The following is a 24,629-nucleotide window of genomic DNA, read 5'->3' on the forward strand; positions in this document are numbered from 1 at the left end:
TGACGGCTGGCCGCCGGCGATGCGCAAGGCCTTCAGAAATCGCTCGGCGACCGGATAGGCCTCGCGGCAGGCCAGCCGCTTCGGCCGCGGCGCGCTGTCGAGGCACTGGATCGACAGGACATAGGGAATCCCGAAGCGGGTGAAGGCGTAGCGGACATAGCCCTCGCGAATGAAGCGGCGCAGGTCCGGAAACTGCGCGGCCAGCGTCTTGACCGGCTCGCCCTTGCCGCCGAGCCGGTCGGCGAGGTCGTAGACCAGGATCGAGCCGGAAATCTGCACCTCGACCGGCTTTGCAAATGTCCGCTGCGGCAGGCCGTCGCCGGCGCCGGGGTCGAGCGAGAACACGGCATCGTAGCCCGACGCACCGGCATGGAAGAAATCGACCGCGCGGAAATCGGCCTGGTAGCGCGCGATCGACAGGCTGTCCGGCGCACTGTTTTGCCGCGCGTCGAGATAGCTTGCGGGGTCGAACGGCAGCAGCACCGGGATCGGGCTCTGCGCGATGCCGGGAAACAGCGGCGCTGTCACCGCGTTCAACTGCACCAGCGCAGGCGTCGCCCGCGGATCGGTGGCGGCGACGCGGCGCTGGCCGGCGAAAGTGAAGCCGGCGGCGATGGCCGGGCGGCTGCCGATCTCTTGCCGCAGCTGGTCGAGCACGGCACGCCATTCGACCCGCATGGCCGAGATCGATGGCGTTCGGAATTCGTCGGCATGGGCGCGGGGAAGAGGCGAGAGCAGGGCTGCCAGCCAGCAACTGACGAAGCTGACCACCTTCCTGTTCACTGCACACCCCGGGCTCATGTCTGATCGCCCGAGAGACTAAAGCAAGTTCCGGAAAAGTGTGTAGCCGTTTTCGGTAAAGTTGACGCTTAACCAACAAGTTGAGGCGCGGTGACGATTCATTTCAAATCCCACCGCGCGTCAGCGCTTAGTCCTTGGCGCGTTCGACGTAGGAACCGTCTTCGGTCATGACCACGATGCGCGTGCCCGTGGTGATGTGCGGCGGCACGCCGGTGCGCAGGCCGTTGGACAGCATGGCCGGCTTGTAGGACGAGGAGGCGGTCTGGCCCTTGGTCACGGGCTCGGTCTCGACCACTTCCAGCGTCACGCGCTGCGGCAGCTGGATCGCGACCGGGTTGCCCTCGTGCATCGAGAGCTTCACGGTCATGTTCTCCTGCAGATACGGCGCGGACGAGCCGACGATCTCCTTGGAGACCTGGACCTGGTCGTAGTTGTCGTTGTTCATGAAGTGGAAGCCGTCGCCATCTTCATAGAGGTAGTTGTAGTTGTGGTCCTCGACGGTGGCCTTCTCGACCTGGTCGGTGGTCTTGTAGCGCTCCGAGACCTTCACGCCGTCGCCGATGCGGCGCATTTCGATCTGGCTGACCGGGGTGCCCTTGCCGGGATGAATGTTCTCGGCGGACAGGACCACATAGAGCTTGCCGTCCTGCTCGATGACGTTGCCCTTGCGGATGGAACTGGCGATGACTTTCAAAGGTGTTTTCCTGAATTTGAGAGCCTAAGGGCGCCAACCGGATCGGCAGCCCCTCGGCCATGGCGGCGATTTCGGGCTGCAACATACTGATTTGTCCCTGAGATGCCAGTCTTTTGCGGCCGAATTCGCAAGGTTGCCAACCGTCCCGGCCGTCCCGATCGGCGCTATTTTCGGGCCGGATCGGGCGTTTTCAGTGCGGTCCGGTTGTGCTCGGCAAAGCTCGCGGGAACCGAGAATGTCCCGGTTTTCAGATCGTAGAGGCAGCGCCAGTCCTCGACCCAGGGGAACGGCGTTTCCTCCCCCTGGATGTCGAACGACAGGCCGATCACGGTTAGCGGGCCAGTGCTGGCGCATCGAGGCGTAGTTGTCCTCGAGCCCCTTGATCAGACAAGGCCGAGACACACACGCAGGGCTGTTCCGCGTAACCAACTGGCCATGGGGCTCATCCGTTTCAGGGAATCTGCGGATGGGACGCGCGAGCCGTCGTTCAGGTTCAGCCATGCGCGCATGGACAAGGTGCGCGTCTTTCGACAAGAAGGGATCAGTCTCGCTGCGTTCCGCGGAGGCTCGGGCTGTGTAGGCTTATGAACTTGTGCGGAATCAATCGGTTGCGCAGGACTCTTGAGTGCGGATGGCGGCTCGTTGATGTTGAATCCATGAGGATGCTCTGGCGATGACAGCTCATGACCGGCCGTCGCCCTGGTGGACGCCGCAGCGCTATGCCGACCGCAGGCCGTTCCTGCAGGCGCGGACGGCGATCACGCGAGCGGTGCGCGCCTGGTTCGAGGAGCAGGGATTTGCCGAGGTCGAGACCGCGATCCTGCAGATCTCGCCGGGCAACGAGGCGCATTTGCACGCCCCCCGCACCGAGCTCAGGCACGCCGATGGCTCACATGCGCCGCGCTATCTGCGCACCTCGCCGGAGTTCGCCTGCAAGAAGCTACTCGCGGCCGGCGAGCCGAAGATTTACGAGTTCGCGCGAGTGTTCCGCGACCGCGAGCGCGGCGACCTGCATCTGCCCGAATTCACCATGCTGGAATGGTACCGCGCCAATGCCGGCTATGACGCCATCATGGCCGACACGATCGTCGTGATCGCCCATGCGGCGCAGGCGACCGGGATCGGGCGGTTTTCCTTCCGTGGCAGGACGGCCGATCCCTTTGCCGAGCCGGAGTTGCTGACGGTCGCGGCGGGTTTCGAGCGCTTCGCCGGCATCGATCTCCTGGCGACGATCACGGGCGGCGAAGGCGACCGCGAGGCGCTGGCGGTGGCTGCAGCAGCGCGGGTGCGGGTTGCAGATGACGACACCTGGTCCGATATCTTCAGCAAGGTGCTGGTCGAGCATGTCGAGCCTCATTTGGGACAGGGCCGTCTGACCGTGCTGTTCGAATATCCGTCGCCAGAGGCCGCGCTGGCGCGCACCAAGGCCGGCGATCCTGATGTCGCCGAGCGTTTCGAGGTCTATGCCTGCGGCGTCGAGCTCGCCAACGGCTTCGGCGAGCTGACCGACGCGGCCGAGCAGCGCCATCGTTTCACCGCAGCGATGGACGAGAAGGCCCGCCGTTATGGCGAGCGCTATCCGCTGGACGACGATTTCCTTGTCGCGGTCGGCCAGATGCCGGAGGCCAGCGGCGTCGCGCTCGGCTTCGACCGGCTGGTAATGCTGGCCAGCGGCGCGCCACGAATTGATCAAGTGGTCTGGACACCGCCTGCGGGAGAGACATGAACAGGATCGATCCAAAACTGGCGGCGACGCTGCGACAGCCGCGCGAGCTGGTCGATGCCGGGCTCGCGCCGGTCGCAGCACTGGTCGAGCTCGAGCAGGTCGCTGCGCGCTACGCGGTCGCGGTGACGCCGGAGCTCGCCGCGCTGATTGACCCGGCCGATCCCACCGACCCGATCGCGCGGCAGTTCATCCCGAGCGCCGACGAACTCGTCGAGCAGCCGAGCGAGAACGCCGATCCGATCGGCGACGACGCGCATTCGCCGGTCGCCGGAATCGTGCATCGCTATCCCGATCGGGTGTTGTTCAAGCTCGTCCATGTCTGCGCGGTGTATTGCCGGTTCTGTTTCCGGCGCGAAATGGTTGGGCCGGGAAAGGCCTCGGCCTTGTCCGATGACGCCTACCGCGCGGCGCTGGATTACATCCGCGGCCATCCGGAGATCTGGGAAGTCATCCTGACCGGCGGCGATCCCTTGATGCTGTCGCCGCGCAGGCTGACCGAGATCATGGCTGATCTCGCCGATATCGATCATGTGAAGATCGTTCGCCTCCACACCCGTGTTCCGATCGCCGATCCAGGCCGTATCAATCCCGAGATGATCGCGGCACTGCGGGTCGAAGGCGCGACGACCTGGATTGCGATCCACGCCAACCATCCGCGTGAGCTGAGCAACACTGCCCGCGCGGCGTGCGCGCGCCTTGCCGACGCCGGCATTCCCTTGGTGAGCCAGTCCGTCCTGCTGCGCGGCGTCAATGACGATGCTGCGACGCTCGAAGCGCTGATGCGCGGCTTCGTCGAGTGCCGGATCAAGCCCTATTATCTGCATCACGGCGACCTTGCGCCTGGCACAGCGCATTTGCGCACCGCGATCGAAGCCGGGCAGGAACTGATGCGGGCGTTGCGCGGGCGTGTGTCCGGACTTTGTCAGCCGGATTATGTGCTCGACATCCCCGGCGGCCACGGCAAGGCGCCGATCGGCCCGAGCTATTTGTCGCAGCCGGCTTCCCGCGAACGTGAAGATCCGATGGAACGGCGCTACCGTATCGTCGATTATTGCGGCGACGTTCATCTTTACCCGCCGCAACCCTGAGGCGGCGATGAGCGGGGCCGGGGACGGACGGCAGGAGCCGCCCGAAGACGGGGGCAACCGCAGCATCGAAAATGCTGTGATGTTCGGCTTCTTTGTGGTGCTGGTCGCCGCGGGAATCTGGCTCCTTGGCACGATGGCCGATATACGGAAGGTACAGGATTGCGCAGCGCAGGGGCGACGCAACTGTGCTACCGTCGAGGCGCCGGAACGGGCGCGATAGGGTTGAGAAGCGGAGACGCGAGATGCGGAAGACAGTTTTGTTGATGGCTCTGATGATGGTTGCGGCCGGAGCGCCCCAGCTTGGCATCTCCCAAGCCTGGGCGCAGCAACAGGGCGGATCGTCCTCCATGCAGAAGGGCGGGACGGTCCCGGAGGCGCCGATCGGACATCGTCAGCCGCGCCGCGGCGACGTTGGCAGTGAGAAGAATATCAGCGATCCGAACAGTCAGGCCAACAAGGAAGACGCGGCGCTCGACAGGAAGATCAAGAGCATCTGCCGCGGTTGCTAACCCACGCAGCTGACCGGCGAGGCGCGATATCCGCCCCGCCGGCAACGCTCAATCCGTTCGGCCGCGTCAGGCCGAACGCTCCTGCAGGCCGTCACGCTGTACCCTGCGCCTTGCGTCGACAGCATCGGCCAGCTGCTTCAACACGTCTGCCGTCGTCCCGAGGTCGATGCAGCCATCCGTGATGCTCTGGCCGTAGGTCAGCGCCTTGCCCGGCACGACGTCCTGGCGTCCCGCAACAAGGTTGCTCTCGATCATCACGCCGATGATGCGCTGTTCGCCGCCTGCGACCTGGCGCGCGATGTCGGCGGCAACCGCCGGCTGATTCTCCGGCTTCTTGCTGCTGTTGGCGTGGCTGGTGTCGATCATCAGCCGCGCCGCGACACCGGCGCGGCCGAGCTCGGCGGCGGCAGCAGCGACGCTCGCGGCATCATAGTTCGGCGCCCGGCCGCCACGCAGGATGACGTGGCAGTCTTCGTTACCGCTGGTGGCGGCGATCGCCGAACGGCCGCCCTTGGTGACCGCCATGAAATGATGCGGGTGCGAGGCCGACTTCACCGCGTCCGCCGCGATCCGCACGCCGCCGTCGGTGCTGTTCTTGAAGCCGACCGGGCAGGACAGGCCGGAAGCCAACTCGCGATGGATCTGGCTCTCGGTGGTGCGCGCGCCGATCGCGGCCCAGGAGACCAGATCGGCGATGTATTGCGGCGTCGTCATGTCGAGGAATTCGGTGCCGGCCGGCAGGCCGAGATTGTTCACCGCCGACAGCACGTTGCGGGCGAGCCGCAGGCCCTTGTTGATGTCGAAGCTGCCGTCGAGATCGGGATCGTTGATCAGCCCCTTCCAGCCGACGGTGGTGCGGGGCTTCTCGAAATAGACCCGCATCACGATCTCGAGGCGGTCGGCGAGCTGTTCGCGCAGGCTGGCGAGGCGCTCGGCGTAATCGACTGCCGCCGCGGGATCGTGGATGGAGCAGGGGCCGACGACGACCAGCAGGCGGTCATCGGTGCCGTTCAGGATCGCGTGGACGGCGTTGCGGGCGCCCATCACCACCCGGGTCGCCGTCAGGGTGCGCGGGACCTCCCGCATCACCTCTTCGGGCGTACTGAGCTCTTTCAATTCCTTGATGCGAAGATCGTCTGTCGTACTCAACACGGCTGGCTCCTTTGGAGTTCGCGACCTGCCGGCACACAAAAAAGCCGCCAGGTCTGGCGGCTTGTTTTGGACGTTTGCTGCAATTCTTCAGATTGAGCGCGATCCTCCTGCCGCCAGCGAGCTGTCGTAGCTAAAGTACCAAAAATAGCTGGTGGCGACGGTGATCATGGGCGGCTCTATAGCGCAGGGATTTGGGGCTGTCACCCCCCAAATGCAAGCCCTCCGCGGTTCGGCGTCAGGTGTTTCGCGCCGCCAACGCCATGCCGATCAGGGTCGCGCCGCCGAACATCAGATTGAGGCCGACGAGGAGGCCGATCGCCCACCCCGCGGATTCCGGCAAGCCTGCGATGATGAAGAAGGCGATCACGATGTCCATCAGGCCGGCGATCAGCAGCCACGACCAGCGTCCCGACAATTCGCGGCGGTGCTCCAGCGCGTACATGACGGTGGCGACGCCCTCGGCGACGAAATAGGCGCCGACCACGATGGTGAGCGTCAGCACGCCCTGCATCGGACGGGCGAGCAGCACCATGCCGGCCAGCACGGCGAGCGCGGCCGAAATCAGCGACCACCAGAAGCCCGGCATGCTGCGCGCCCAGAACGTCACGATCAGCCCACCGATGCCTGAGATCAGGAACATCCAGCCGAGGAAGATGGTGACGGCGAGGCTCGCGAAGGTCGGCACGATCATCGCGGCGATGCCGAGGATCACCAGCAGGATGCCTTCGAACAGGAACGCCTTCCAGTGCGCCTTCACCGCGGCCTGCATTTCCGATCGCAGCTTGTCGAGGTCGTTGGACAGGGTCATCGCGGCTCTCCGGATCTGCGCGTGTGCAGTCTATCCTAACCGGTTACAAATGGTCAGCCCGTCAGTTGCGGCAGCAATAGCTGTGCGCTCATCTTTCCGCATGGCGGTTCTCGACAGCCAGAATCTTTGGCACAAGCCTGGCCGCCAGATATCGCGAGGCGCGCGGCGACAGATGCAGGAAGTCGGCCGACACCAGATCGTTTGCGCTGGTCCCGACCCTCGTCAGACATCCGTCCGCGTTGCACAGCTCATCATAGGGCGACAGATATTCGATCCCGAGATCGGCGGCGATCTGCCCAACCCTGCCGTCAGTCTGCTTGGTCGATCGCACATCGTGGCTGCGTTCCGGGATCAATGCATGATGGCGCAGGAAATATTGCACCGTCAGATGGGGCACCGTGTCGGTCCAGACCGGGACAGGGCCGACCAGGATGACACGGGCGGCGCCGGCCTGTCTGAGGGCGGCAATCGTCGGGCGGAGATCGTCGGTGGTGGGTTCTCTGCTCCACGCCAGGTGCAGGAGCACGACATCGGGGTGCGAGTTGGCAACCGCAGCAACGATGTGGCGGTTGGTTTGAACACAAAACGGAATGACCTCGGCCTGCGCGGTGAAGAGCGGCGGGCAGGAATTGACGGTGAACTGGGCTAACCCGAATTGATCGCCCTGGACTTGGCGCAGCCCGGCGGCAAGCATGCCGGCGGTCGAATCGCCCCAGACGAAAACAAGCGGGCGCTTGCTGGCGTCGACGCAACTCGGATCAAACACGGGATCGGCGGAAGCGGAGATGTGGCATTCGCCGTATCTCAGGAAGTCCCTGGATACGATCATGGCGCCGGCTTCGCGAACGATCGCCGGAAGCCGAAAGGCAAAGCCGTCGACGATCGCCAACGCTCCCACCGATGCAACGGCCACCATCGATGCCGCAAGGACTGGCGCCACCCGCCACTGCCCGAACCTGATTGGGCGCTCGACGTAGCGATAGGTTGCCCAGGCCAGAATGAAGCTGGCCCCAACGGCCAGCCCGTTCTCGGCCAAGGTCAGGGGACGACCTTTGAAGCTCGCCGCAAAAACCAGGATCGGCCAATGCCAGAGGTAGAGCGGATAGCTGATCAGCCCGATCGCGACCGCGGTACGGGTCGAGAGAAATCGATTGCGACCTGACATGATGAGGGCGGCGGCTGCGGCGACCGGCGCCACCGCTGCGATCCCGGGGTAGGTCATGGAGGGCGAATAGAACGCGGTTACCGCCGCGATCACTGCGAGCGCGGACCATCCGAGAAGGTCGCGCGCCGCGGAGAATCCGTTGGGCAGGCAGACGGCCACCAATGCTCCGGCCGCGAGCTCCCACGCCCGCGTGAACGGCTGGTAGAATGCGGCTTCAGGGTTGGTTCGAACCACCAGGATATTTGCGACAAGCGATGCGATGAAGATAAGGGCAAGGGGAGCGGCGGCGGCGATCCGCCATCGCATCAGCGCCCACAGCAGCAAAGGCCAGACAAGATAGAACTGTTCCTCGATGCCGAGCGACCAGAGATGGAGCAGTGGTTTCGTTTGCGCGGCCGCATCGAAATAGCCACCCTCCGAATAGAACAGCAGGTTTGCCGAGAAACCCGCGCCTGCCGCAATCTCCTTTCCAAGGGCCACCAACTCGCTCGGCATCAGAAGTTGCCATCCGGCGATGAAGGCGGCGATCAAGACGACGATCAGGGCGGGAAAAATCCTGCGAATGCGACGCGCATAGAACGTCGCAAGGCTGAAGCTCCCGTTCTGAATGTCGCCATAGATGATCCCGGTGATCAGGTACCCGGAAATGACGAAGAAGATGTCGACCCCGACGAACCCCCCGGGAACATATTGCGGGAACGCGTGGCCGAGCACGACCAACGAGACGGCAACGGCCCGCAGGCCGTCGATATCCGGCCGATAATTCTTGTAGTTGTGCCCCATCGTCCTCTCGCGCCTGGTCTGTGTCTCTCCCTGAACCTGCCGAGGTTGTTTTGCAAGGGGAGCGGTGCCGGCCGGGGCGCTAGCTTTGACCGGGAGCGGACGGAAAGCCCTCCGAGGCGGTCCGCATCCGGTTGCGGCCGAGGAAGTAGACCGCGGTGGTCGCGATCAGCAGCGCCAGTCCGATCAGGATCGAGGTGAAGCCGATCGGGACCAGGATGAACGAAGCATTGCGCTCGGGATTGACGTACCAATGATGCAGCGAGGTGAGCAGGAAGGAGACGCCGGCAAAGCCGGCGCCGCCGCCGATCAGCAGCAGTGCCCACATCCGCCGCAGCTGGCTGAGCCGCTCGCGCGCAACGTCAGTGCGCGGCGCATGATGCTTGCCGAGGCGTCGCACCAGGCGGATTGCAAAGCCGATCGAGGAGAAGCCGATCAGCACGCTGGCCGAGCCGAGCAGCAGCCGCGTGGTCGAGCCGAGATCGGGGATGCGCTGGAGCGCGAGCAGCGGAAAATCGAACGCCGCGTGCAGCGCGACCGGCGCGACCAGCACCAGTGCCCAATTCGTCATGCGCGCCCAGTCGCGGTGACCCCGGTAGGCGCCGAGCGCGCCACCGGAGCGCGCGATCGCAAGGTAGGCGCCGGCGATGATGCCGAGCGCGCCGTGGAACGGCACCGTGAGCACGCTGCGCAACGCCGCGAGCGCACGCCACATGTCCTTGTGCTGGACCAGATAGGCGAGGTTCTCATAGGCGGCAAATCCAAGTCCGGCGGCCGCGCCATAGACCACCGTATCCATCGGATCGGCGAAGGCGCGGCGCCGCGTCGAGATCGCGACGATGACGAGCACCTTGACGATCTCCTCCGGTGCCGCGACTCCGAACGCTGCACGCACCGCCTGCGTCGCCCAGGGATTGTCGGGAATGGCGAGCAGTGCATTGAACGGAATTCGCGCCAGGCCGAGCAGCGAGATGCTGGCCGCGCCGAGCACGAAGGCGAGCCACACCTGAACCGGCGGTCCGGGGCGCTCGTCGGCGGCGATGACCAGCCACAACACCAGCAATGCGGGGGCAATGGCGGCGGCGCCGATGACGGTTGGAAGCGACTCAAGCAACAACATGAGCCGGACGGGCCCCTTTGATGGCACCAAGGCGATGCGTGCCGAAGAAATGGCAGCAAGTTCAGCGGATTGCAAATCGGTCTGATGCCGTTCTCGTGACCAATATGCCACGGTGCCTTACGAAAGCGGGTTGGAAGGGTGCCGTTGCGGGACCTTGATCAGCTAAGGGCCGAGGGCGGCTCCCGGACAGGTTCCTGACGGGCGGCAGGTCCATGGCGTTCCAGGCGCAGGAGCTTTGGTAGCCCGACGATGCCGGGATCGCGACCTGTGGGTCCGATCAGCTTTCGGCACCGCGTCCCTGTCGTTGGGCTATAATGCCGTGGGCAAGGCGACTGATCCGGTAAAAGCCAGAGATGCTTTCGATTGATTCTGCTGTGATCGTTCTTGCCGTGATCGCGCTGTTTGCGGCGTTCGTAAATGGCGCGCTTGGTTACGGGTTTTCCTCGCTCACGGTGCCGGTCGCACTCGTCTTCTACACCAACCGCGTCCTCAATCCCGCGGTGGTCATCGTCGAAGTCTTCGTCAATCTGTATGTCCTGTGCATCAACCTGAGCGGTGTTCCGGCCGTGTGGCGGCGCGTGCTGCCTATTCTCATCGGCATGCTGCCCGGCATCGCGGTCGGAGCGTTTGCGCTGACGTCGCTTCAGCCCGGCTGGACCAAGTTCGCCACCTACTCGATCATTCTGCCGCTCATTCTGCTGCAGGCGGCCGGTTGGCGGAGGCCGATCCAGTCGAAATGGCTGGTCGGTTTGCCTTTCGGAACGATGCTCGGGATATTGTACTCGGTCACGACCATTTCGGGCCCGCCGCTGGCGATCCTCTTCAACAATCAGGGTCTCGTCAAAGATGAGTTTCGGGCCGGTCTCGCACTGGTTCGGGTGACGGAGTCCAGCCTGACTGCAATCGCGTATTACAAGCTCGGTCTGTTCGTCGACGAGAGCCGGAGCATCCTGTTGGTGCTCGTTCCCTGCGTTGTCCTCGGCATACCGCTCGGTGCCTGGCTGATCCGGCGGCTGGACGCCGAGACGTTTCGCCGGATCTGCATGAGCTTTGATGCGTGGGTCGTGGGATTCGGCCTGTCGCGCGTATTGATCGAAGTGAAGCTGATGGAAAGCCCGTGGGCCTACAGCGTCATGGCCGGCACGATCCTGATCGACATCTGCTTGCTGTACGTCTTCTTCACCGCGAGGAGAAGCACCGTGCAGAGCTCGCACGCGTTGGCTTCGCTGAAGTCGGGCAACCGGGGCGGTCCGACCTGAAGGTGCTCTAACCTGCGAGCAGGCGCCGGCAGGTTTCGACAAATACCTCAGCACCCGTGACGATATCTGCGTCGTCGGTGTTCTCGCTCCAGTGATGGCTGATGCCCCCGATCGACGGCACGAACAGCATCGCCGCCGGCATGATGGTGGCGAGGACCTGGGCGTCATGGCCGGCGCCGCTCGGCATGCGGATCGATTTGCCGCCGGCGCAGGCTGCGCTCGCGGCTTCGATCGCATCCTGGAATGCGGGCGTCATCATCGCGGGCACCCCGGTGCGGATGCGCTCAACCTTCACGCCGCAACGGCCCTGAGCGGTGGCCTCGGCCGCCAGCCGATGCAGCTGCTCCTCGAGACGTGCGATCACCTCGGGATTGTCGTCACGAATCTGGAATAGCATCTCGGCGCCGCCTGGAATGATGCTCGGTGCGCCCGGGTCCAGCGTGATGCGGCCGGTGGTCCAAACCGTGCGCGGTCCCGACAGGGCAGGGAAGCTGTCGTCGATCGCGACGCAGAACCGCGCCAGCGCGAGGCCGGCGTCCCTGCGCACCGCCATCCGCGTGGTGCCGGCGTGGTTCTGCTCGCCGGTGAAGGTGATGCGATACTGCCAGATGCCGACGATCGAGGTGACGACGCCGATCTTGAGCCCGCTGCTTTCCAGCGTGTCGCCTTGCTCGATATGCGCTTCGAGATAGCCGATATGGCGGCCGGCCTCGGCGTTGAGGCGCGGGCGGCCGGCGAAGCCTGCCTCGCGCAATGCATCGCGCATGGTGCGATCGCTGGAGCGGTCGCGGGCTGCATCGATGTCGGCTTCGGTCACTGCAGCGACAAACGACCGGCTGCCGAGGAAACTGCCGAAATGCCCTTCCTCGTCGCACCACGCGGCGACCTCGACCGCGCCGTTCGCGTCCGGGTCGGTATTGATGACGCGCGCCGCCTCCAGCGCGTAGATCACGCCGAGCGGCCCATCGAGCCAGCCCGCATGGTTCTGGCTCTCCAGATGCGAGCCGGCGAGCAGCTTTGGACCTGCCTTCGCGCTGGAGCCGAGCACATTGCCGATGCCGTCGATCGTCGCGGTGAGATTGGCGTCCGGCAAACGCGCCGCGAGCCAGTCGAGCGAGCGCAGATGCGGCTCCGAGAATGTCGGCTTGTGCACGCCGGTCTTGTAGGCGCCAATCGCTCGGAGCGCGTTGAGATCGGCGAGCACGCGCTTGCCGTCGAAGCGACCGTTGATGCCTGGCATGATTGGACTCCGGATTGCGTCTTGATTTGCGCCCTGGCGCCTCATTCCCGTCTTGATGCCGTCGCGGTTGGATGCGACGGAACAATCAGGGCAAACGATTTCTTAGCGGTTCTGCTCTTAGGTCGCAGTACGAATAGCGTGAGAGTGTGATCATGTCTGCATTCCGGAACTGGGCTCGCAAGGCCGCTGTGCTGTTTCTTCCGATCGCGCTCGGCGCCTGCGCGCAGGTCTCGCAGCAATACAGCATGACCACGCCCCCGCCGGGGACAGGTCCGCTGGCCTGGGACGGTGCCGGACAGGACCCCAATCTCCCGCAGCCGCGGCGCCATGCGCGGAATGTGTCGCCCGCGGTGGCGGACACATCGCCTGCGCAACTGTCGGAAGCGGATGCCGACGACCGGCTGGCGCGCAAGCTCGTGATCTGCAGCACCTGCATCAAGCGGACGCCCGTGGCGGATCAGCCGAATAATCGTCAGGACGTCGCCAGCAATCACTAGCGGCTGGCGCTGAGCGCTGTTGCTGGACACCCAGCCGGCTCGCAGGCCTTAGTTAGGCCACGATGTCGGTCGATGCGCAGGCTCATGTCCATCCGAAGATTCATTGTTCCCGTCGTCGTCGTCGCGCTTGCCGCAGCAATCCTGATTCACGTCGGGGGCTCGCGTGCGCATGCGCATGTGCCGACGCATTGCGGCTTCTGGACCTCGATCGAGGCCGGATTGTCCTGCAGGTGATCTCCAGGTGTCCTTCCCAGTGACCTGCAAGCCGGGAAAAGCGTTCTGAACGCTTGCCCGTCCGGCCAATCGCCACTATACGTTCGCCCGTCGCGGCTTGAGAGCTGTGGCCAGTCCGGCGCATCTCACGTCTAACGTATTGATTTGCCGGGAGTTTTGCTCCCTTCGTCTATCGGTTAGGACGCCACCCTTTCACGGTGGAGAGAGCGGTTCGATTCCGCTAGGGAGCGCCATCACGGCCAAAGTGAAGACTCCACAAAATCAGGCGTTTAAGCGTCCAGATTAACATTTTCGGCGCATCATCCGGTCGATCTCGCGACGACAGTTCTATCAGCAACTACGTGAAGTGATCCCCAAGCGCGGGCGATCGCCGCGCTTGGGGCCGGAACGGTCCCGGGTGAACTGGCGCTTGTCTTTGCTCTGCCGTCAGACCAGCAATTGCCGCAACTGCTTCTTGGTTGGGGCTTACGATCGCGATTGGCGCTGCTCCGAGCATGACGGCAGGGCAGACCGATGACTTTTTCGGCCTGCTGCGCGACTGCGAGAATTGCTAGCTCAATTTCGCCTGGAAATAATCCACACGACGATCGGCCAGCTCGGCTCATTTCGTAACGCCAATTGGTAAATTGGATTGGACGGGTCGTCCGGGATGGGTTTCATCCGAAGCGGGGATGCCATCAATCCGATCACCTCGCGGTTGCCCCATCCTCCGCAAACGATCGACTCGGCGTTCGCCTTGTCAGATATCAGCCTTAGCGATTCCGGAGTGAAACGCCAAAAGTCCTTCGGCGCCGCGTGAATGCCATTGACGAAACATGTCGTGTGACAGACGTAGCCGCCCGGCTTCACAACTCTGATTGATTCAGAGAATGCTCTTTGAGGGTCTCCCTCGACGTGTTCGAGAACCTGGTCCGAGATACAGAAGTCAAAAGTGCCGCTCTCGAATGGCAAATCTATGAAGTTGGCATCAGGATAGCTGACCTCTGTGTATTTCGTTTTGGTCAGTCCCAGCTCAACGCCGAGTCCTTTCGATCCGGATATCGAGAGGCACGTTTTTTCGTTTCCGTCATATTCTGATAGAGCGCGATGGAGCGCTTTGTACATCGCGAGGCGCGTGATCCACCACGTCTTTGGACCAGGCGCGTCGAGAGCGTGTTCGTAAAGTTGCCGAATGGTGGTTGGCGAGAGACCGTCCATTGTTTTTCCCTTGAAGGTGGCACACTACCGTAGTGCAAATATCGAACTGAGCCCCAGCAAATGGAAATGAGATGTACGGCAGTCGCCCGCTCCCTTCAATTAAAGAGAAGAGCATATGCACCACGATCAATCCGATCAAGTGCGGCGTCTAGCGGTTCGAGACTTGCATCAATTGAGTTCGGTACCAAGAACGCATTCCTTATGAGTGACGATGTGAGGATCGCGCGAACGCTGGCGGGCATTTACGGCAACGACGACACCGCAGCACTTGGCAGCGGCCAGGCAGCCGCGCTGCGCTTGGTACAAACCATGCTGCAGATCAGCCAAGTCAGCCAGGATATCACTCGCGGAGTCCTAACCGACTTCGAAACCCGGATTTGCAACGGCGCTTCCGCCATGGACGCGCAGCCAAGACTGCAGGCCCAAACGCGCTCGGAAAGATTGCCGACAAACTTGCGCAGACGGCCGCCGACAATCTCCGGACGTAGGCGTTCGGTGGCTCGTCTGGTGATGACTTGCCGAGGTTCCTTGGCATTGGGTGCCGCCTGGAGCGGGCACGATCACAGTCAGGGGGCGCTTTGCCGTGCCGCGCTGGCAGATGTAGATGTGAACAATCCCGAGATCGCTGCAATCCGCGCTTCTTTGGCAACCCTTTGTAAAGCCAACGGCGATACGGCTGGGCCCGGGATGATGTGATGGCTCCAGGGACCAAGAAGCGCGAAGCGCGCAAATCGCTGCGGCAATCCGGCTGGATCACGCTCGATGGCGGGTTCGCAGCGCGGCCCTGCGTGGTCGAGGACATGTCCTCGTCGGGCGCCAAGATCACGGTCCAGGACAACAACACGCTGCCGGCAAAGCTGCGGCTGGCGTTCTCGCGCGACGCCCGCACCGGGCGCGCCTGCGAAGTGGTGTGGCGCGAGGGCAGGACGTTCGGCGTCAAGTTCGTGCGCTAGCCTGATCCGGTGGCGTGGGATAAAAGGCCGGATGCGCAAGACCTGCATTGCCATCATCGCCGTCCTGCTTCCCGCCGCCGCGTTGGCGCAGCAGGGCGACCGCCGCAATTTCCAGACGCCCGCTGACACCGGCAAAACCTTGCCGTCGAAATCCGCGACGCGGAGCAATCCATGCGCGTCGTACGGACCCGGCTTCGTCAAGGTGGAAGGCTCCGACACCTGCGTGAAGCTTGGTGGCGCCGTCAGCGTCGGTGGCGGGATGTCCAGCGGCGGGCGTTGAGCGGCTTGCCGCCCGCGCTCACGACATCGGCGGCGCGATGAACCGCACGAAAGCCGGCCGCCCCGCGATCTCACCGAACCAGCGTTCGAGATGGGGCAGCTTCGGCTTGGTGACGCCCTCGACGCCGAGCCAGCGCCGCGCAAAGGCGCCGAGCGCGATGTCAGCGATCGTGAACTGATCGCCCTCGATGAAGCGGCGCCTTGCGAGCTGGGCCTCGACGACGCGCCACACCACGCCCTCGGCATCGGCATCCTTCTGGATCTGCACCATGTCGCGCTTCTCCGGCGGCGTGCGCACCAGCCCCCAGAACACCGGCCGGTCGACCGGCTGCAGCGTCGACAGCGTCCAGTCGAGCCAGCGGTCGACGGCGGCGCGCGCCTTCGGCGCTTGTGGATAGAGCGACGCGCCATGACCATAGGCCATGCAGAGATAGCGCATCACCGAATTGGATTCCCACAGCACATAGTCGCCGTCGACCAGCGTCGGAACACGGCCATTCGGATTCATCGCGAGATAGTCGGGCTGATCGTTCTTGCCAAACTGCATGCCGGCGTCGATGCGCTGATAGGGGAGGTCGAGCTCGGCAAGACACCAGAGCACCTTCTGCACGTTGACCGAGTTGGCCCGACCCCAGATCGTCAGTTGCGGCTTGCTATCCATCACGCGTTTCTTCCCGCTGTTGTGCTTTGCGCGCGTTCATAGCTGAAGCGTCGGGGAAAAGCGCGGGGTGAATTGCACCGAGAGCAAAAAAAGAGGCTCCGCCGCATAGCGGCAGAGCCTTGCTGAAAGCTATGCGTCAAGACGCCGTCAGTGACCGAACAACAACCACAACACAATGATCACCGGGATCGGCACACCCAACAGCCAAAGCAAAATTCCTCTTCCCATCGTTGCCTCCTCGCATGCTTGTGAGGGAGCAACGTCAACGATCGCGTCGCGTTCCTCGCGATCGCCCGGCGCTTCAGCGAGGGCGAAACGCCGACAGGAACGTAGGTGCGGGCGCGGTGTTTACCAATGGCCGGTGTTCGGCATCGATGCCCACGGCTCGGCCGGAGCTTTCGGCTCGCCCTTTTGCAGGATCTCGATCGAGTGCAGGTCGGGCGAACGCACGAACGCCATGTTGCCGTCGCGCGGCGGACGATTGATGGTGACGCCCATCTTCCTCAGCTTCTCGCAGGTCGCGTAGATGTCGTCGACCTCGTAGGCGAGATGGCCGAAATGGCGGTCCTCGCCGTATTTCTCCTCATCCCAATTGTAGGTCAGCTCGACCAGCGGCGCGCCGCGGGTCTGCGGCAGGGACTTGAGCAGATGGAGGTCTTCCTCCGCGCAGAGAAACACCAGCGTGAAGCGGCCCTTTTCATTGTCGATGCGGCGCACTTCCTTCAGCCCCAGCGCGTCCTGATAGAATTTCATCGCGACATCGAGATTGCGGACGCGCAGCATGGTGTGCAGATAGCGCATTTTTTTATCCTCCTGCAGATTCAGAGATTTTGTTTGGGCTCGGGCGAGACGGGGCAAGGAATAGCAGCAAAACGCGACGCGGGGCAGGGGTTTGCGCGAGTTTTGCCGATCGCATTTCGCCTTTGCATGCTCACGCCTTCGCGAGCGCCGGCTCCCGTCGCGCCGCGCGATCACGCAGCCAAATATGGACGGGACGTGCCGGCGACACGCTTGCGCAGCAAGCGGATGCAAGAAAGCCCCGCCCAGCAAAATTTCTGGGACGGGGCTTGTGGTCGAGCCTTGGAGGCGCGGCCTCTATCGCACCGATTGCCGATCACGGCCAATCAAGGACGCGCGAGGTTGGACGGCCTCTAAAGCGCAAAACCCCGCGAGTGGGCTCGCGAGGTCTGATGCCGACCGGCCTTGGGGAGATCGTGCCGGCAACCGGGCATACAATGTCGCTGCGCGCGGAAGGTTCCTGGGTGCGGAAAATAGAAAGCCCCGCAGGCTGGATGCGGGGCTTTCCCAGCTGACGGGCTGGGGATCTCTCAGGGCGTGAGCCGTCAACTGTTGGAGACCAAACTTAAGGTTGAATTTGTAAAATGCAACAGCGCCGCGTAGACGGAGTATGTTCGTCCCACAGCGCTGCGCCGGATGCTGGGCCCTGAAATCCCCCAGCGCCCTTTATGTCTTCGCGCGGCGCGAAAGGTTCAAAAGAAAGACCCCGCGAGAGGGATTCGCGGGGGGCTTCCAAAGCCGACAAAGGCGGTGAGCTGTCGGCACCACTTGTTATGTGCATGTCGTTTCGGCCGACTGGTTCCTCGAATTGGCTGACCGGCGTCAGGAACGTCCGGGTTTCGGCTGCGGCTCGTATTCGTCGACCCGCTCGACGCGATAACCGGCAGGCAGGATCTGGCCACCCAGTTCGTCTGCGACGGGAACATCCTCGACAAAGCCGTCGATCAGCGCCGCCTCCCAAACTTCCTTCTCTGTCGCGAACGATCTTCCGAGCTGCGTGTTGCCGCGGAACAGGGCGTACGTGGGCGCCTCCACAAACCAAAACCCCGCCAGTTACCGAAGTAAGCTGACGGGGCTTGTTGAGCTGATATTTCCGGTGGATTTCTCCCTCGTTGTACCGCTCGGCAAACCAACGGCGGAACGAGAAACTCGTTCCTTCCTTTTTTGAAGGTCGCCACCTTTTTTTGAAGGTCACTTTTTTATGGTTGCAGCTCCCCGGACGTTCGGTCGTGGGAACCTACTTTTTTGCGTCGTCCCTTTTCGCCGCGCCCTTTGCCGTGTCCTTCGTCTCGGATTTGTTGGCCCGCTTCACGTCCATCGCGCCGCTCTGAGTGGCTCCGTTGGTGTTTTCAGGCCGTTCCATGCCGCTCTGCGGCGCGGGACCCGTATTCTGGGCAAAGGCCGCGCCGCATATCAGGGTGAGGACGGTGACCGCGATCAGCTTGCACATGGCTGCCTTCTGGCGTCACCAGGATGACCCGCGCGCAGTCGAGAGGTTCCTGTCGGCCGGCGCCGCTCTCACACCTTGATGTCGAGGATGGTCTCGACCGCTTCACGGTCGGCCTGGTTCTTCGCGGCGAAGACGTCCAGCACATCCTCATTGATGATGCGCGGCTGCTCCTTCGCCGTCTGGTCGACGACGAGCTGCACTCTGGCTTGCGTCACTTCGACAGGTACGGGGTATACGAGCATGGCTCTCTCCCTCCGGAGGACCGAACCTTGTCAGGGCTTTCTTAACGATTTGTAAGCGCCCAGGGCCCGTTCTTTGCCTCGATTCGGAAGGGCGGACGGTATCGGCCCCGCTCGCATGCCGGCCCGGTTGGAGCCATACTGCGGGCCGTCAGGACCGGGCGGCGCGATCGATGAAGAACGGGCTCTATTCGATCCACATCCATATGACCGACGGCGTGAAGGGCCGCGACAGCGGCATCCTGATCCTGCGCGACGGCCTTTTGATCGGCGGTGGGCCATATTTCTGGTCGATCGGGGCCTACACGGCCGGCGAGGGGACCTGGAAGGGACATCTCAGCACCAATCAACATTCGCCATTAGCCGATCCGTTCGCGCGGCCATTGTTCGCCGGACAGGAAGTGACGAGCGGGTTCTCCGGCACATTCAGCGGCGATGAGGCTGAGGCGTTCGGAACCGTGCTGGTTGGAACCCGCAGCCTGAGTTTCCGGGCGACCCTGAAATGGCTCGCCGATGCCTGAATGCGCGCGCGGCGCGAGGCTGTGGATGAGCGTGCAGCAAGAACCGTATTTTGTTGGATAATTGGGCCCGCTGGCGTTGTGGATTTGCTGCGGACAAGCAGGGGATATCACTGTGAATCCGATACGGCCGCCAATCGGGAGATCCCGGACGAGGCACTATCCGGCCACCGCTAACCCTACCTGGTTAGGTTAAGGGCAGCATGGTGTTGTCACCACCTGCGATTGCGATTGGGATGGCTGCGGGTGACAGCCATGATGCCATCGTTCCATAGTGCTGATCGACCGACCCACCGGCGCGTAATGGTGGTGGGGCTGCTGTTCTGCTCGGCTTTTGTCGCGATCAGCTTCTGGCTTCGGCCGCAGCCGGAGAGCGGCAAGGTGCTTGTGAAGTCGGACCGGCTGGTCCGGACCGCGGGAGAGGCCCGGAAGGCAAACTGAAGACGGCAAGCCGGGGGAGCGGCAAGTCGGGACGCGCCGCCGGCGCTCAGTCCGGCAGCTTCCCGTTCGGACGCTTGTGATACATCGCGATGCCGATGAAGCCGGCAAAGCCCATCACGTTAAGCAGCAGTTCCATCCATGCCGGCATCAATGCCAACCTCGTTCACCGCCAAGCTAATCTCTGAGGTTGTATTTTTGTTCCAGCGCTAACCGATGGTAGCTTTGCGCTATCGCATGGCTGGCGCGTTTTCGAGCGATCCGATCGGAACGGAAAACGCTCGAGGGAACGGGAACTGCGTTTGCGGCAACCATCGCAAAGCGGCACTGGCAATAGCCATAAGCCCGGAGCGCACCGCTCGGGGCTTTCTCACTTGCGCCTCATGGCGCAATCGCGGGCGCCCGGACCATGAACGCGATCGCCTGGTAGGTCATCAAGCGGTCTTGCGTTAAGCGGTCTTGCGTTGAAATCCACTCCAGGCATTGCCGAGCGTGTTGTCGTAATATTCCTGGCGATCGCGCTCGAATTTCTGCTGCGTCGCCCTGAAGCTGGCAACGCGTGCGACGATCTCCTCGCGCTCGCGCGCGACGCGGTCTTCCTGATCGGTCATGCCCATCCTCCTGGCCGTGGTCCTGTCCCGGGCGCATTGGCGTCGGCGAATTGGGCGTCAATGCGGAGCAGCCAGTGCAGGAATGTGATGATGCTGAGGCGGTGGAAGAGCGACCAGGCGGAGGCGCCGACGCAGCTGGTCGCAAGCCGATCGATCAAGGCACCCTAATCGCAGCCGATCGCTCGCGCAACGGTTGAGCTCGCAATCGGTCTGGCCGTGCTATAGTCGCTGCGGCCAACCGGATTGTTTTCAGTGATCGCAAAAGACTTGCGCAGCGGCGTCGAGCAGCTCGGCAACATGATTGCGGAGGCGTCGTCCATCGTGCCCTTCACCGGGGCGGGCATCTCCACCGAGTGCGGCATTCCCGATTTCCGCTCGCCCGGCGGGCTGTGGACCCGCAACCGACCGATTCCCTTCGACGAGTTCATCGCCAGCCAGGATGCGCGCGACGAGTCATGGCGGCGCCGCTTTGCGATGGAACAGACGTTTGCGGCGGCCAAACCCGGTCGCGGGCATCGCGCACTTGCGTCGCTTTACCGGGCCGGCAAGGTTCCCGGCATCATCACGCAAAACATCGACAACCTGCATCAGGCGTCGGGCTTCAAGGCCGACGACGTGATCGAGCTGCACGGCAACACGACCTATGGCCGCTGCATCGGCTGCGGCAAGGACTACGAGCTGTCGTGGGTGAAGCAGCAGTTGGACAAGACGGGCAGCGCCCCCGATTGCGCGGACTGCGGCGATCCGGTGAAGACCGCGACGATCTCGTTCGGGCAATCGATGCCTGAGGATGCGATGCGCCGCGCGGCGGAACTCTCCCGGCACTGCGACCTGTTTCTGGCGATCGGCTCATCGCTTGTGGTGTGGCCCGCCGCGGGCTTTCCGATGATGGCGAAGGAGAGCGGCGCGCGGCTCGTGATCATCAACAACGAGCCCACCGATCAGGACGACCTCGCCGATCTGGTGATCCGCCACGACATCGGCGACACGCTTGGTCCTTTCGTAGGAAATTGATGCCCAATTGATTCGCGGCTGTGCAAGTCTGTTCATAGTTCCCGCAAGAATCGTTTTTTAGCTATGCCCGGCAAGCGGGAGTGTTATCTTTTGGTTGAGAGATTCGCGCCGCGTCCAAATCAGTCCGAGTGAGTTGGTCATGGAGAGCAGCGTGTACAGGGTGCGCCGCAACGACGGCGATCTGCATTTGATGTGTGGGGTCCGGGGTCATGGGGTCGGACGGATTTGAGTCCAAGAAGCTCGGCGGACCGCCGATGGGCGGAGTTGGGCAAAGCAGGATTGGTCAAGGCGAGTATGGAAGCGCGCCACGCGATCCGGCGATGGATGCTTTCTCAGGCCTCGGTGACACAGCGGCCAACCTCGTCGAAGTTTCCGGCGTCATCAAATGGTTCGACGCCTCGAAGGGATACGGCTTCATCGTCCCCGACAATGGCTGGCCCGACATCCTGCTGCACGTGACCGTGCTGCGGCGCGACGGCTATCAGACCGCTTATGAAGGCGCGCGGCTGGTCGTCGAATGCGTGCAGCGCGCGAAGGGCTACCAGGCTTTCCGCATCGTCTCGATGGACGAATCGACCGCAATCCATCCGGCGCAGATGCTGCCGCCACGCACCCATGTCACGGTGACCGCGACCAGCGGGCTCGAGCGCGCGCAGGTCAAGTGGTTCAACCGGCTGCGCGGCTTCGGCTTCGTGACTTGCGGCGAGGGCACGCCCGACATCTTCGTGCATATGGAGACGCTGCGTCGCTTCGGTATGACCGAACTACGCCCCGGCCAATATGTGCTGGTGCGGTTTGGGCCCGGCTCCAAGGGCATGATGGCCGCCGAGATCCACCCGGAGACCGGTCCGTCGGCGCTGTCGTCGCACTGATCCGGGTCTGATACTCCCTGACGGAAACGTGAGCCGCCGGCGAGCCGTCTCGGCTCTGGCATTTGCCGCAATCGTCGGGTTAGGGTCCGCCGGAAAATCTTCCCGGTGTGAGTATTTGCCGATGAATTTCGTTCGCATTGTTGGGTGCCATCGTTCGTGGTTGATGGCCTGCCTCGTGATCATGTTTGGTGCACTGCTGGCGCCGGCCGCGCAGGCCGCCAGCGTCCAGCCGCTCGAGATCGTCACCAAGTCCGGCGTGCACGTCTTCTCGGTCGAAATGGCGACCACCGAACAGGAGAAGGAGACCGGCCTGATGTACCGGAAGGAGCTCGCGGACGGCAAAGGCATGCTGTTCGACTTCTCGCCGGAGCAGGAAGTGTCGATGTGGATGAAGAACACCTACATCTCGCTCGACATGATCTTCATCCGCGCCGACGGGCGCATCCTGCGGATCGCCGAAAACACCGAGCCGCTCTCGACCAGGATCATTCCGTCGCGCGGGCTCGCCAAGGGCGTGCTCGAGGTGATTGCCGGGACCGCGCAGAAATACGGTATTCAGCCCGGCGACCGGGTTGCCCATCCATTGTTCGGCGGCCGTTAGCGTCCGGTTTTGACGCGATTTCCGGACGGAAAGAGGTGCCCGGATTCGCCGCACGAAGCCCCCATCCGTGCCTTGCTGGGGCTGGCTGAAGCGTGTATCCACGGGGCTTCTCGGAAATGTCGGGGTATAGCGCAGCCTGGTAGCGCGGCAGTTTTGGGTACTGCAGGTCGTTGGTTCGAATCCAGCTGCCCCGACCATCCAAATCAAAGACTTAACAGAGACGCTCCGCCGGCAGATGAAGCTGACGCGATGTTTATCGGCGCGTGCTCGGCATTCGTGTCTGACCTGGACCACACATCGCGGTCAGTTGGCTCCCTGAAATAGCAAGCGCCGGACCCAAGCCCCCGCGCTCCACTGCCTGACCGGATCAACGAGCCGGCGGGTTGTAGCGGTCCAGGATCACGGTTCTCGAGCCGCTCTCCGGCGGTCGCGAGATGGGGTCGTCGAATTTGTGATAGCGGTCGAACTGCTGCTGCTCATCGCGCAGATGTGGCGCATCGGCGGACGAGTAGGCTCTATTTGCACCGTTCCAGTGATCAAATCCCGACACGACGCAACCCCGTCTTGGTTCAGATGCTGGTTGGTTAGCATCGTTGTGGGGGTATCTCTGTATCGGCGTGGCAACACCACCAGCAATCCGCGCGACATGAGCACACGTATTGTTTCTGCGGCTCTCTGTGCGTGAACAGCTCTGGCACGGGCAACCAGGCTTCGGCCGAGATTGTCTCGCCTAATGCAACAACGCCGCCTGGACGGAATATGCTCGTCCAGACGGCGCCGTCGAAATACTGGGCCCTGAAATCCCCAGTGCCAATGGGTCGTGCGGGCGGGGGATAGGTTCAACGTTGCGCCGCCTTGCCGCAGTCCAGGGCACAACATCGTGAGCTGCGATCTCGAGCGGATGTGGCTTGCCGATAACGCGCGCGCGCTGGCAGGGTAGTTCGGCCCGACAAGACCAATCCGCGAGAAAGCACCATGGCGCGCAGACTGATCGATATCTCCGTTCCCTTGCAAAACGACGTTCCAGCCGATCCGCCCGGCAACCATCCGACGATCCAGTATATAGATCACCAGCAGGGGCTGCCGCGCATGCTGCAGTTCTTCGATGGACTGAAGGCGGAGGACTTGCCCGACGGACAGGGCTGGGCCGTCGAGCAGGTCTCGCTCTCCACCCACAATGGCACGCATCTCGATGCGCCCTGGCATTTCCATCCGACCATGAACCGCGGCGAGCGGTCCTGGACCATTGACGAGGTGCCGCTGGAATGGTGCTTCCAGCCGGGCGTGAAGCTGGACTTCCGCCATCTGCCTGACGGTTATGTCGCGACCGCCAAGGATGTCGAAGCCGAGCTGAAGCGCATCGGCCACACGCTGTCACCGCTCGAGATCGTCGTCGTCAACACCAGCGCGGGCGCGAAATATGGCCAGCCCGACTACGTCAATTCGGGCTGCGGCATGGGCTACGAGGCGACGATGTATCTGCTCGAGCGCGGCGTGCGGCTGACCGGCATCGACGGCTGGAGCTGGGACGCGCCATTCGTCTTCACCGCGAAGAGATACGCCGAGACCAGGGACGCCAGCCTGATCTGGGAAGGCCACAAGGCCGGGCGGCACATCGGTTACTGTCACATCGAGAAGCTGCACAATCTGGAGCTCTTGCCGTCGACCGGGTTCATGGTGTCGTGCTTCCCAGTGAAGATCGAGCGCGCGTCGGCGGGGTGGACGAGGGCGGTGGCGATCCTCGACGGCTAGCCGCGCCTGGGTTCTGTCCGGCCAGCTTCGGGAACCGGTGGACAGGCTGTGCATTACTGCCGGTTGTTGCGGCACAGCTACAGCTTGAGGCAGCCAAATCTGTTCTTATGCACGTAGTAGATGCATTGGGTGATCGGGCCGTCGGCTCGTCCTCGCGTCCCGATTTCGGAAGC

At 63.2% G+C, this 24,629-nt stretch carries 30 protein-coding genes, 2 tRNA genes and 1 pseudogene; 17 read left to right on the forward strand and 16 right to left on the reverse strand.

Annotated elements, in window-relative coordinates:
• The 3 genes and pseudogenes from AKL29_RS44695 to AKL29_RS42780 all read right to left on the reverse strand — a co-directional run.
• Positions 1 to 801, reverse strand: a pseudogene (locus AKL29_RS44695) (M23 family peptidase); the annotation flags it as partial.
• 127 nt (positions 802 to 928) lie between these two features.
• Positions 929 to 1,495: an elongation factor P gene (gene efp / locus AKL29_RS11935; protein ID WP_016844580.1), complete on the reverse strand. Its 567-nt coding sequence runs from the start codon at positions 1,493 to 1,495 to the stop codon at positions 929 to 931.
• 164 nt (positions 1,496 to 1,659) lie between these two features.
• Positions 1,660 to 1,824 carry a hypothetical protein gene (locus tag AKL29_RS42780; RefSeq protein ID WP_160321738.1) on the reverse strand — a complete coding sequence of 55 codons (165 nt, stop codon included), beginning with the start codon at positions 1,822 to 1,824 and terminating at the stop codon, positions 1,660 to 1,662.
• 344 nt (positions 1,825 to 2,168) lie between these two features.
• On the opposite strand from AKL29_RS42780, the gene epmA reads away from it, so the two are divergent.
• The 3 genes from epmA to AKL29_RS11955 all read left to right on the forward strand — a co-directional run bounded on the left by epmA (position 2,169) and on the right by AKL29_RS11955 (position 4,818).
• Positions 2,169 to 3,221, forward strand: coding sequence for an EF-P lysine aminoacylase EpmA (gene epmA, locus AKL29_RS11940; RefSeq protein ID WP_050384293.1), 1,053 nt, complete (start codon positions 2,169 to 2,171; stop codon positions 3,219 to 3,221).
• Positions 3,218 to 4,309 (forward strand): lysine-2,3-aminomutase-like protein, encoded by a 1,092-nt coding sequence (locus tag AKL29_RS11945; protein WP_050384294.1) that lies wholly within the window; start codon positions 3,218 to 3,220, stop codon positions 4,307 to 4,309. The genes epmA and AKL29_RS11945 overlap by 4 nt, the downstream gene beginning before the upstream one ends.
• Positions 4,310 to 4,572: 263 nt before the next feature.
• Positions 4,573 to 4,818, forward strand: coding sequence for a hypothetical protein (locus AKL29_RS11955; RefSeq protein ID WP_225644401.1), 246 nt, complete (start codon positions 4,573 to 4,575; stop codon positions 4,816 to 4,818).
• Between the two features lie 66 nt (positions 4,819 to 4,884).
• Here the strand turns inward: AKL29_RS11955 and AKL29_RS11960 are convergent, their stop codons facing one another.
• The 4 genes from AKL29_RS11960 to AKL29_RS11975 all read right to left on the reverse strand — a co-directional run bounded on the left by AKL29_RS11960 (position 4,885) and on the right by AKL29_RS11975 (position 9,843).
• Positions 4,885 to 5,970 (reverse strand): 3-deoxy-7-phosphoheptulonate synthase, encoded by a 1,086-nt coding sequence (locus AKL29_RS11960; protein ID WP_050384297.1) that lies wholly within the window; start codon positions 5,968 to 5,970, stop codon positions 4,885 to 4,887.
• A gap of 235 nt (positions 5,971 to 6,205) precedes the next feature.
• Complete coding sequence (locus AKL29_RS11965) at positions 6,206 to 6,778, reverse strand: HdeD family acid-resistance protein (protein WP_050384298.1); 573 nt, start codon at positions 6,776 to 6,778, stop codon at positions 6,206 to 6,208.
• Between the two features lie 88 nt (positions 6,779 to 6,866).
• Entirely contained in the window at positions 6,867 to 8,726 is a 1,860-nt protein-coding gene (locus AKL29_RS11970; protein ID WP_050384299.1) for an acyltransferase family protein, read from the reverse strand.
• 79 nt (positions 8,727 to 8,805) lie between these two features.
• The gene (locus AKL29_RS11975; protein WP_028332171.1) at positions 8,806 to 9,843 is read right to left on the reverse strand and encodes a PrsW family glutamic-type intramembrane protease; all 1,038 of its coding nucleotides are present in this window, start codon (positions 9,841 to 9,843) and stop codon (positions 8,806 to 8,808) included.
• Positions 9,844 to 10,232: 389 nt separating this feature from the next.
• On the opposite strand from AKL29_RS11975, the gene AKL29_RS11980 reads away from it, so the two are divergent.
• Positions 10,233 to 11,102, forward strand: coding sequence for a sulfite exporter TauE/SafE family protein (locus AKL29_RS11980; protein WP_244481959.1), 870 nt, complete (start codon positions 10,233 to 10,235; stop codon positions 11,100 to 11,102).
• A 7-nt stretch (positions 11,103 to 11,109) separates the two neighbouring features.
• Here AKL29_RS11980 and AKL29_RS11985 read toward each other — a convergent pair whose 3' ends face one another.
• Complete coding sequence (locus AKL29_RS11985) at positions 11,110 to 12,342, reverse strand: Zn-dependent hydrolase (RefSeq protein WP_028332169.1); 1,233 nt, start codon at positions 12,340 to 12,342, stop codon at positions 11,110 to 11,112.
• 152 nt (positions 12,343 to 12,494) lie between these two features.
• Here AKL29_RS11985 and AKL29_RS11990 point away from each other — a divergent pair, with 152 nt between their 5' ends.
• From AKL29_RS11990 to AKL29_RS11995, 3 genes are all read left to right on the forward strand, one after another.
• Entirely contained in the window at positions 12,495 to 12,839 is a 345-nt protein-coding gene (locus AKL29_RS11990) for a hypothetical protein (protein WP_028332168.1), read from the forward strand.
• Positions 12,840 to 12,923: 84 nt separating this feature from the next.
• Positions 12,924 to 13,073: a hypothetical protein gene (locus AKL29_RS43280; RefSeq protein ID WP_016844593.1), complete on the forward strand. Its 150-nt coding sequence runs from the start codon at positions 12,924 to 12,926 to the stop codon at positions 13,071 to 13,073.
• A 158-nt stretch (positions 13,074 to 13,231) separates the two neighbouring features.
• A tRNA-Glu gene (locus tag AKL29_RS11995) sits at positions 13,232 to 13,306 on the forward strand.
• Between the two features lie 322 nt (positions 13,307 to 13,628).
• Here AKL29_RS11995 and AKL29_RS12000 read toward each other — a convergent pair.
• Complete coding sequence (locus AKL29_RS12000) at positions 13,629 to 14,270, reverse strand: methyltransferase domain-containing protein (protein ID WP_050384302.1); 642 nt, start codon at positions 14,268 to 14,270, stop codon at positions 13,629 to 13,631.
• A 201-nt stretch (positions 14,271 to 14,471) separates the two neighbouring features.
• Here AKL29_RS12000 and AKL29_RS12005 point away from each other — a divergent pair, with 201 nt between their 5' ends.
• Genes AKL29_RS12005 through AKL29_RS12015 form a run of 3 tightly spaced genes read left to right on the forward strand, consistent with a single transcriptional unit; the run spans position 14,472 to position 15,503 of the window.
• Positions 14,472 to 14,966 (forward strand): hypothetical protein, encoded by a 495-nt coding sequence (locus AKL29_RS12005; RefSeq protein WP_050384303.1) that lies wholly within the window; start codon positions 14,472 to 14,474, stop codon positions 14,964 to 14,966.
• On the forward strand, positions 14,966 to 15,223 hold the full coding sequence (locus tag AKL29_RS12010; RefSeq protein ID WP_028332166.1) for a PilZ domain-containing protein: 258 nt from the start codon (positions 14,966 to 14,968) through the stop codon (positions 15,221 to 15,223). The genes AKL29_RS12005 and AKL29_RS12010 overlap by 1 nt, the downstream gene beginning before the upstream one ends.
• Positions 15,224 to 15,254: 31 nt before the next feature.
• Entirely contained in the window at positions 15,255 to 15,503 is a 249-nt protein-coding gene (locus AKL29_RS12015; protein ID WP_050384304.1) for a hypothetical protein, read from the forward strand.
• An 18-nt stretch (positions 15,504 to 15,521) separates the two neighbouring features.
• Here AKL29_RS12015 and AKL29_RS12020 read toward each other — a convergent pair whose 3' ends face one another.
• The 5 genes from AKL29_RS12020 to AKL29_RS42785 all read right to left on the reverse strand — a co-directional run bounded on the left by AKL29_RS12020 (position 15,522) and on the right by AKL29_RS42785 (position 18,653).
• On the reverse strand, positions 15,522 to 16,163 hold the full coding sequence (locus AKL29_RS12020; protein WP_050384305.1) for a glutathione S-transferase family protein: 642 nt from the start codon (positions 16,161 to 16,163) through the stop codon (positions 15,522 to 15,524).
• A 348-nt stretch (positions 16,164 to 16,511) separates the two neighbouring features.
• On the reverse strand, positions 16,512 to 16,964 hold the full coding sequence (locus tag AKL29_RS12025; RefSeq protein ID WP_028332163.1) for a VOC family protein: 453 nt from the start codon (positions 16,962 to 16,964) through the stop codon (positions 16,512 to 16,514).
• 819 nt (positions 16,965 to 17,783) lie between these two features.
• Positions 17,784 to 17,996 carry a hypothetical protein gene (locus AKL29_RS12030; RefSeq protein WP_050384306.1) on the reverse strand — a complete coding sequence of 71 codons (213 nt, stop codon included), beginning with the start codon at positions 17,994 to 17,996 and terminating at the stop codon, positions 17,784 to 17,786.
• Between the two features lie 202 nt (positions 17,997 to 18,198).
• Entirely contained in the window at positions 18,199 to 18,411 is a 213-nt protein-coding gene (locus AKL29_RS12035) for a hypothetical protein (RefSeq protein WP_050384307.1), read from the reverse strand.
• 68 nt (positions 18,412 to 18,479) lie between these two features.
• The gene (locus AKL29_RS42785; protein WP_018271496.1) at positions 18,480 to 18,653 is read right to left on the reverse strand and encodes a hypothetical protein; all 174 of its coding nucleotides are present in this window, start codon (positions 18,651 to 18,653) and stop codon (positions 18,480 to 18,482) included.
• Between the two features lie 170 nt (positions 18,654 to 18,823).
• On the opposite strand from AKL29_RS42785, the gene AKL29_RS12040 reads away from it, so the two are divergent.
• Positions 18,824 to 19,171, forward strand: coding sequence for a GrlR family regulatory protein (locus AKL29_RS12040; protein ID WP_050384308.1), 348 nt, complete (start codon positions 18,824 to 18,826; stop codon positions 19,169 to 19,171).
• Positions 19,172 to 19,423: 252 nt separating this feature from the next.
• Entirely contained in the window at positions 19,424 to 19,609 is a 186-nt protein-coding gene (locus AKL29_RS41815) for a hypothetical protein (RefSeq protein ID WP_035632016.1), read from the forward strand.
• Between the two features lie 446 nt (positions 19,610 to 20,055).
• Here the strand turns inward: AKL29_RS41815 and AKL29_RS43285 are convergent, their stop codons facing one another.
• On the reverse strand, positions 20,056 to 20,217 hold the full coding sequence (locus AKL29_RS43285) for a hypothetical protein (protein ID WP_162832435.1): 162 nt from the start codon (positions 20,215 to 20,217) through the stop codon (positions 20,056 to 20,058).
• Positions 20,218 to 20,469: 252 nt separating this feature from the next.
• On the opposite strand from AKL29_RS43285, the gene AKL29_RS12050 reads away from it, so the two are divergent.
• The 4 genes from AKL29_RS12050 (at position 20,470) to AKL29_RS12065 (ending at position 22,901) form a co-directional block, all read left to right on the forward strand.
• Positions 20,470 to 21,231, forward strand: a complete 762-nt coding sequence (locus tag AKL29_RS12050; RefSeq protein ID WP_050384309.1) for an SIR2 family NAD-dependent protein deacylase — start codon at positions 20,470 to 20,472, stop codon at positions 21,229 to 21,231.
• A gap of 209 nt (positions 21,232 to 21,440) precedes the next feature.
• A complete protein-coding gene (locus AKL29_RS12055; protein WP_028332158.1) occupies positions 21,441 to 22,103 on the forward strand; it encodes a cold-shock protein in 663 nt (220 codons plus the stop codon).
• Positions 22,104 to 22,224: 121 nt separating this feature from the next.
• Positions 22,225 to 22,704 carry a DUF192 domain-containing protein gene (locus AKL29_RS12060; RefSeq protein ID WP_050384310.1) on the forward strand — a complete coding sequence of 160 codons (480 nt, stop codon included), beginning with the start codon at positions 22,225 to 22,227 and terminating at the stop codon, positions 22,702 to 22,704.
• A 120-nt stretch (positions 22,705 to 22,824) separates the two neighbouring features.
• Positions 22,825 to 22,901: transfer RNA gene (locus tag AKL29_RS12065), tRNA-Pro, on the forward strand.
• Positions 22,902 to 23,071: 170 nt separating this feature from the next.
• Here AKL29_RS12065 and AKL29_RS12070 read toward each other — a convergent pair.
• On the reverse strand, positions 23,072 to 23,254 hold the full coding sequence (locus AKL29_RS12070; RefSeq protein WP_028332156.1) for a hypothetical protein: 183 nt from the start codon (positions 23,252 to 23,254) through the stop codon (positions 23,072 to 23,074).
• Positions 23,255 to 23,679: 425 nt separating this feature from the next.
• Between AKL29_RS12070 and AKL29_RS12075 the strand changes: the two genes are divergently transcribed.
• Positions 23,680 to 24,456 (forward strand): cyclase family protein, encoded by a 777-nt coding sequence (locus AKL29_RS12075; protein ID WP_050384311.1) that lies wholly within the window; start codon positions 23,680 to 23,682, stop codon positions 24,454 to 24,456.
• Positions 24,457 to 24,629 lie beyond the last annotated feature (173 nt).

This window comes from Bradyrhizobium pachyrhizi (genome assembly GCF_001189245.1).
Lineage (GTDB): Bacteria > Pseudomonadota > Alphaproteobacteria > Rhizobiales > Xanthobacteraceae > Bradyrhizobium > Bradyrhizobium pachyrhizi.

Coding starts and splice junctions, on each gene's coding strand:
- AKL29_RS43280 (WP_016844593.1), top strand. CDS start 12,924: ATGTCCATCCGAAGATTCATTGTTCCCGTCGTCGTCGTCGCGCTTGCC.
- AKL29_RS12075 (WP_050384311.1), top strand. CDS start 23,680: ATGGCGCGCAGACTGATCGATATCTCCGTTCCCTTGCAAAACGACGTT.
- AKL29_RS12005 (WP_050384303.1), top strand. CDS start 14,472: ATGAGTGACGATGTGAGGATCGCGCGAACGCTGGCGGGCATTTACGGC.
- AKL29_RS12010 (WP_028332166.1), top strand. CDS start 14,966: ATGGCTCCAGGGACCAAGAAGCGCGAAGCGCGCAAATCGCTGCGGCAA.
- AKL29_RS43285 (WP_162832435.1), bottom strand. CDS start 20,217: ATGACCGATCAGGAAGACCGCGTCGCGCGCGAGCGCGAGGAGATCGTC.
- AKL29_RS12020 (WP_050384305.1), bottom strand. CDS start 16,163: ATGGATAGCAAGCCGCAACTGACGATCTGGGGTCGGGCCAACTCGGTC.
- AKL29_RS11975 (WP_028332171.1), bottom strand. CDS start 9,843: ATGTTGTTGCTTGAGTCGCTTCCAACCGTCATCGGCGCCGCCGCCATT.
- AKL29_RS11985 (WP_028332169.1), bottom strand. CDS start 12,342: ATGCCAGGCATCAACGGTCGCTTCGACGGCAAGCGCGTGCTCGCCGAT.
- AKL29_RS12025 (WP_028332163.1), bottom strand. CDS start 16,964: ATGCGCTATCTGCACACCATGCTGCGCGTCCGCAATCTCGATGTCGCG.
- AKL29_RS41815 (WP_035632016.1), top strand. CDS start 19,424: ATGATGCCATCGTTCCATAGTGCTGATCGACCGACCCACCGGCGCGTA.
- AKL29_RS12040 (WP_050384308.1), top strand. CDS start 18,824: ATGAAGAACGGGCTCTATTCGATCCACATCCATATGACCGACGGCGTG.
- AKL29_RS11945 (WP_050384294.1), top strand. CDS start 3,218: ATGAACAGGATCGATCCAAAACTGGCGGCGACGCTGCGACAGCCGCGC.
- AKL29_RS12015 (WP_050384304.1), top strand. CDS start 15,255: ATGCGCAAGACCTGCATTGCCATCATCGCCGTCCTGCTTCCCGCCGCC.
- AKL29_RS42785 (WP_018271496.1), bottom strand. CDS start 18,653: ATGCTCGTATACCCCGTACCTGTCGAAGTGACGCAAGCCAGAGTGCAG.
- AKL29_RS12055 (WP_028332158.1), top strand. CDS start 21,441: ATGGGGTCGGACGGATTTGAGTCCAAGAAGCTCGGCGGACCGCCGATG.
- AKL29_RS12060 (WP_050384310.1), top strand. CDS start 22,225: ATGAATTTCGTTCGCATTGTTGGGTGCCATCGTTCGTGGTTGATGGCC.
- AKL29_RS11990 (WP_028332168.1), top strand. CDS start 12,495: ATGTCTGCATTCCGGAACTGGGCTCGCAAGGCCGCTGTGCTGTTTCTT.
- epmA (WP_050384293.1), top strand. CDS start 2,169: ATGACAGCTCATGACCGGCCGTCGCCCTGGTGGACGCCGCAGCGCTAT.
- AKL29_RS11970 (WP_050384299.1), bottom strand. CDS start 8,726: ATGGGGCACAACTACAAGAATTATCGGCCGGATATCGACGGCCTGCGG.
- AKL29_RS12035 (WP_050384307.1), bottom strand. CDS start 18,411: ATGTGCAAGCTGATCGCGGTCACCGTCCTCACCCTGATATGCGGCGCG.
- AKL29_RS11965 (WP_050384298.1), bottom strand. CDS start 6,778: ATGACCCTGTCCAACGACCTCGACAAGCTGCGATCGGAAATGCAGGCC.
- AKL29_RS11955 (WP_225644401.1), top strand. CDS start 4,573: ATGGCTCTGATGATGGTTGCGGCCGGAGCGCCCCAGCTTGGCATCTCC.
- AKL29_RS12000 (WP_050384302.1), bottom strand. CDS start 14,270: ATGGACGGTCTCTCGCCAACCACCATTCGGCAACTTTACGAACACGCT.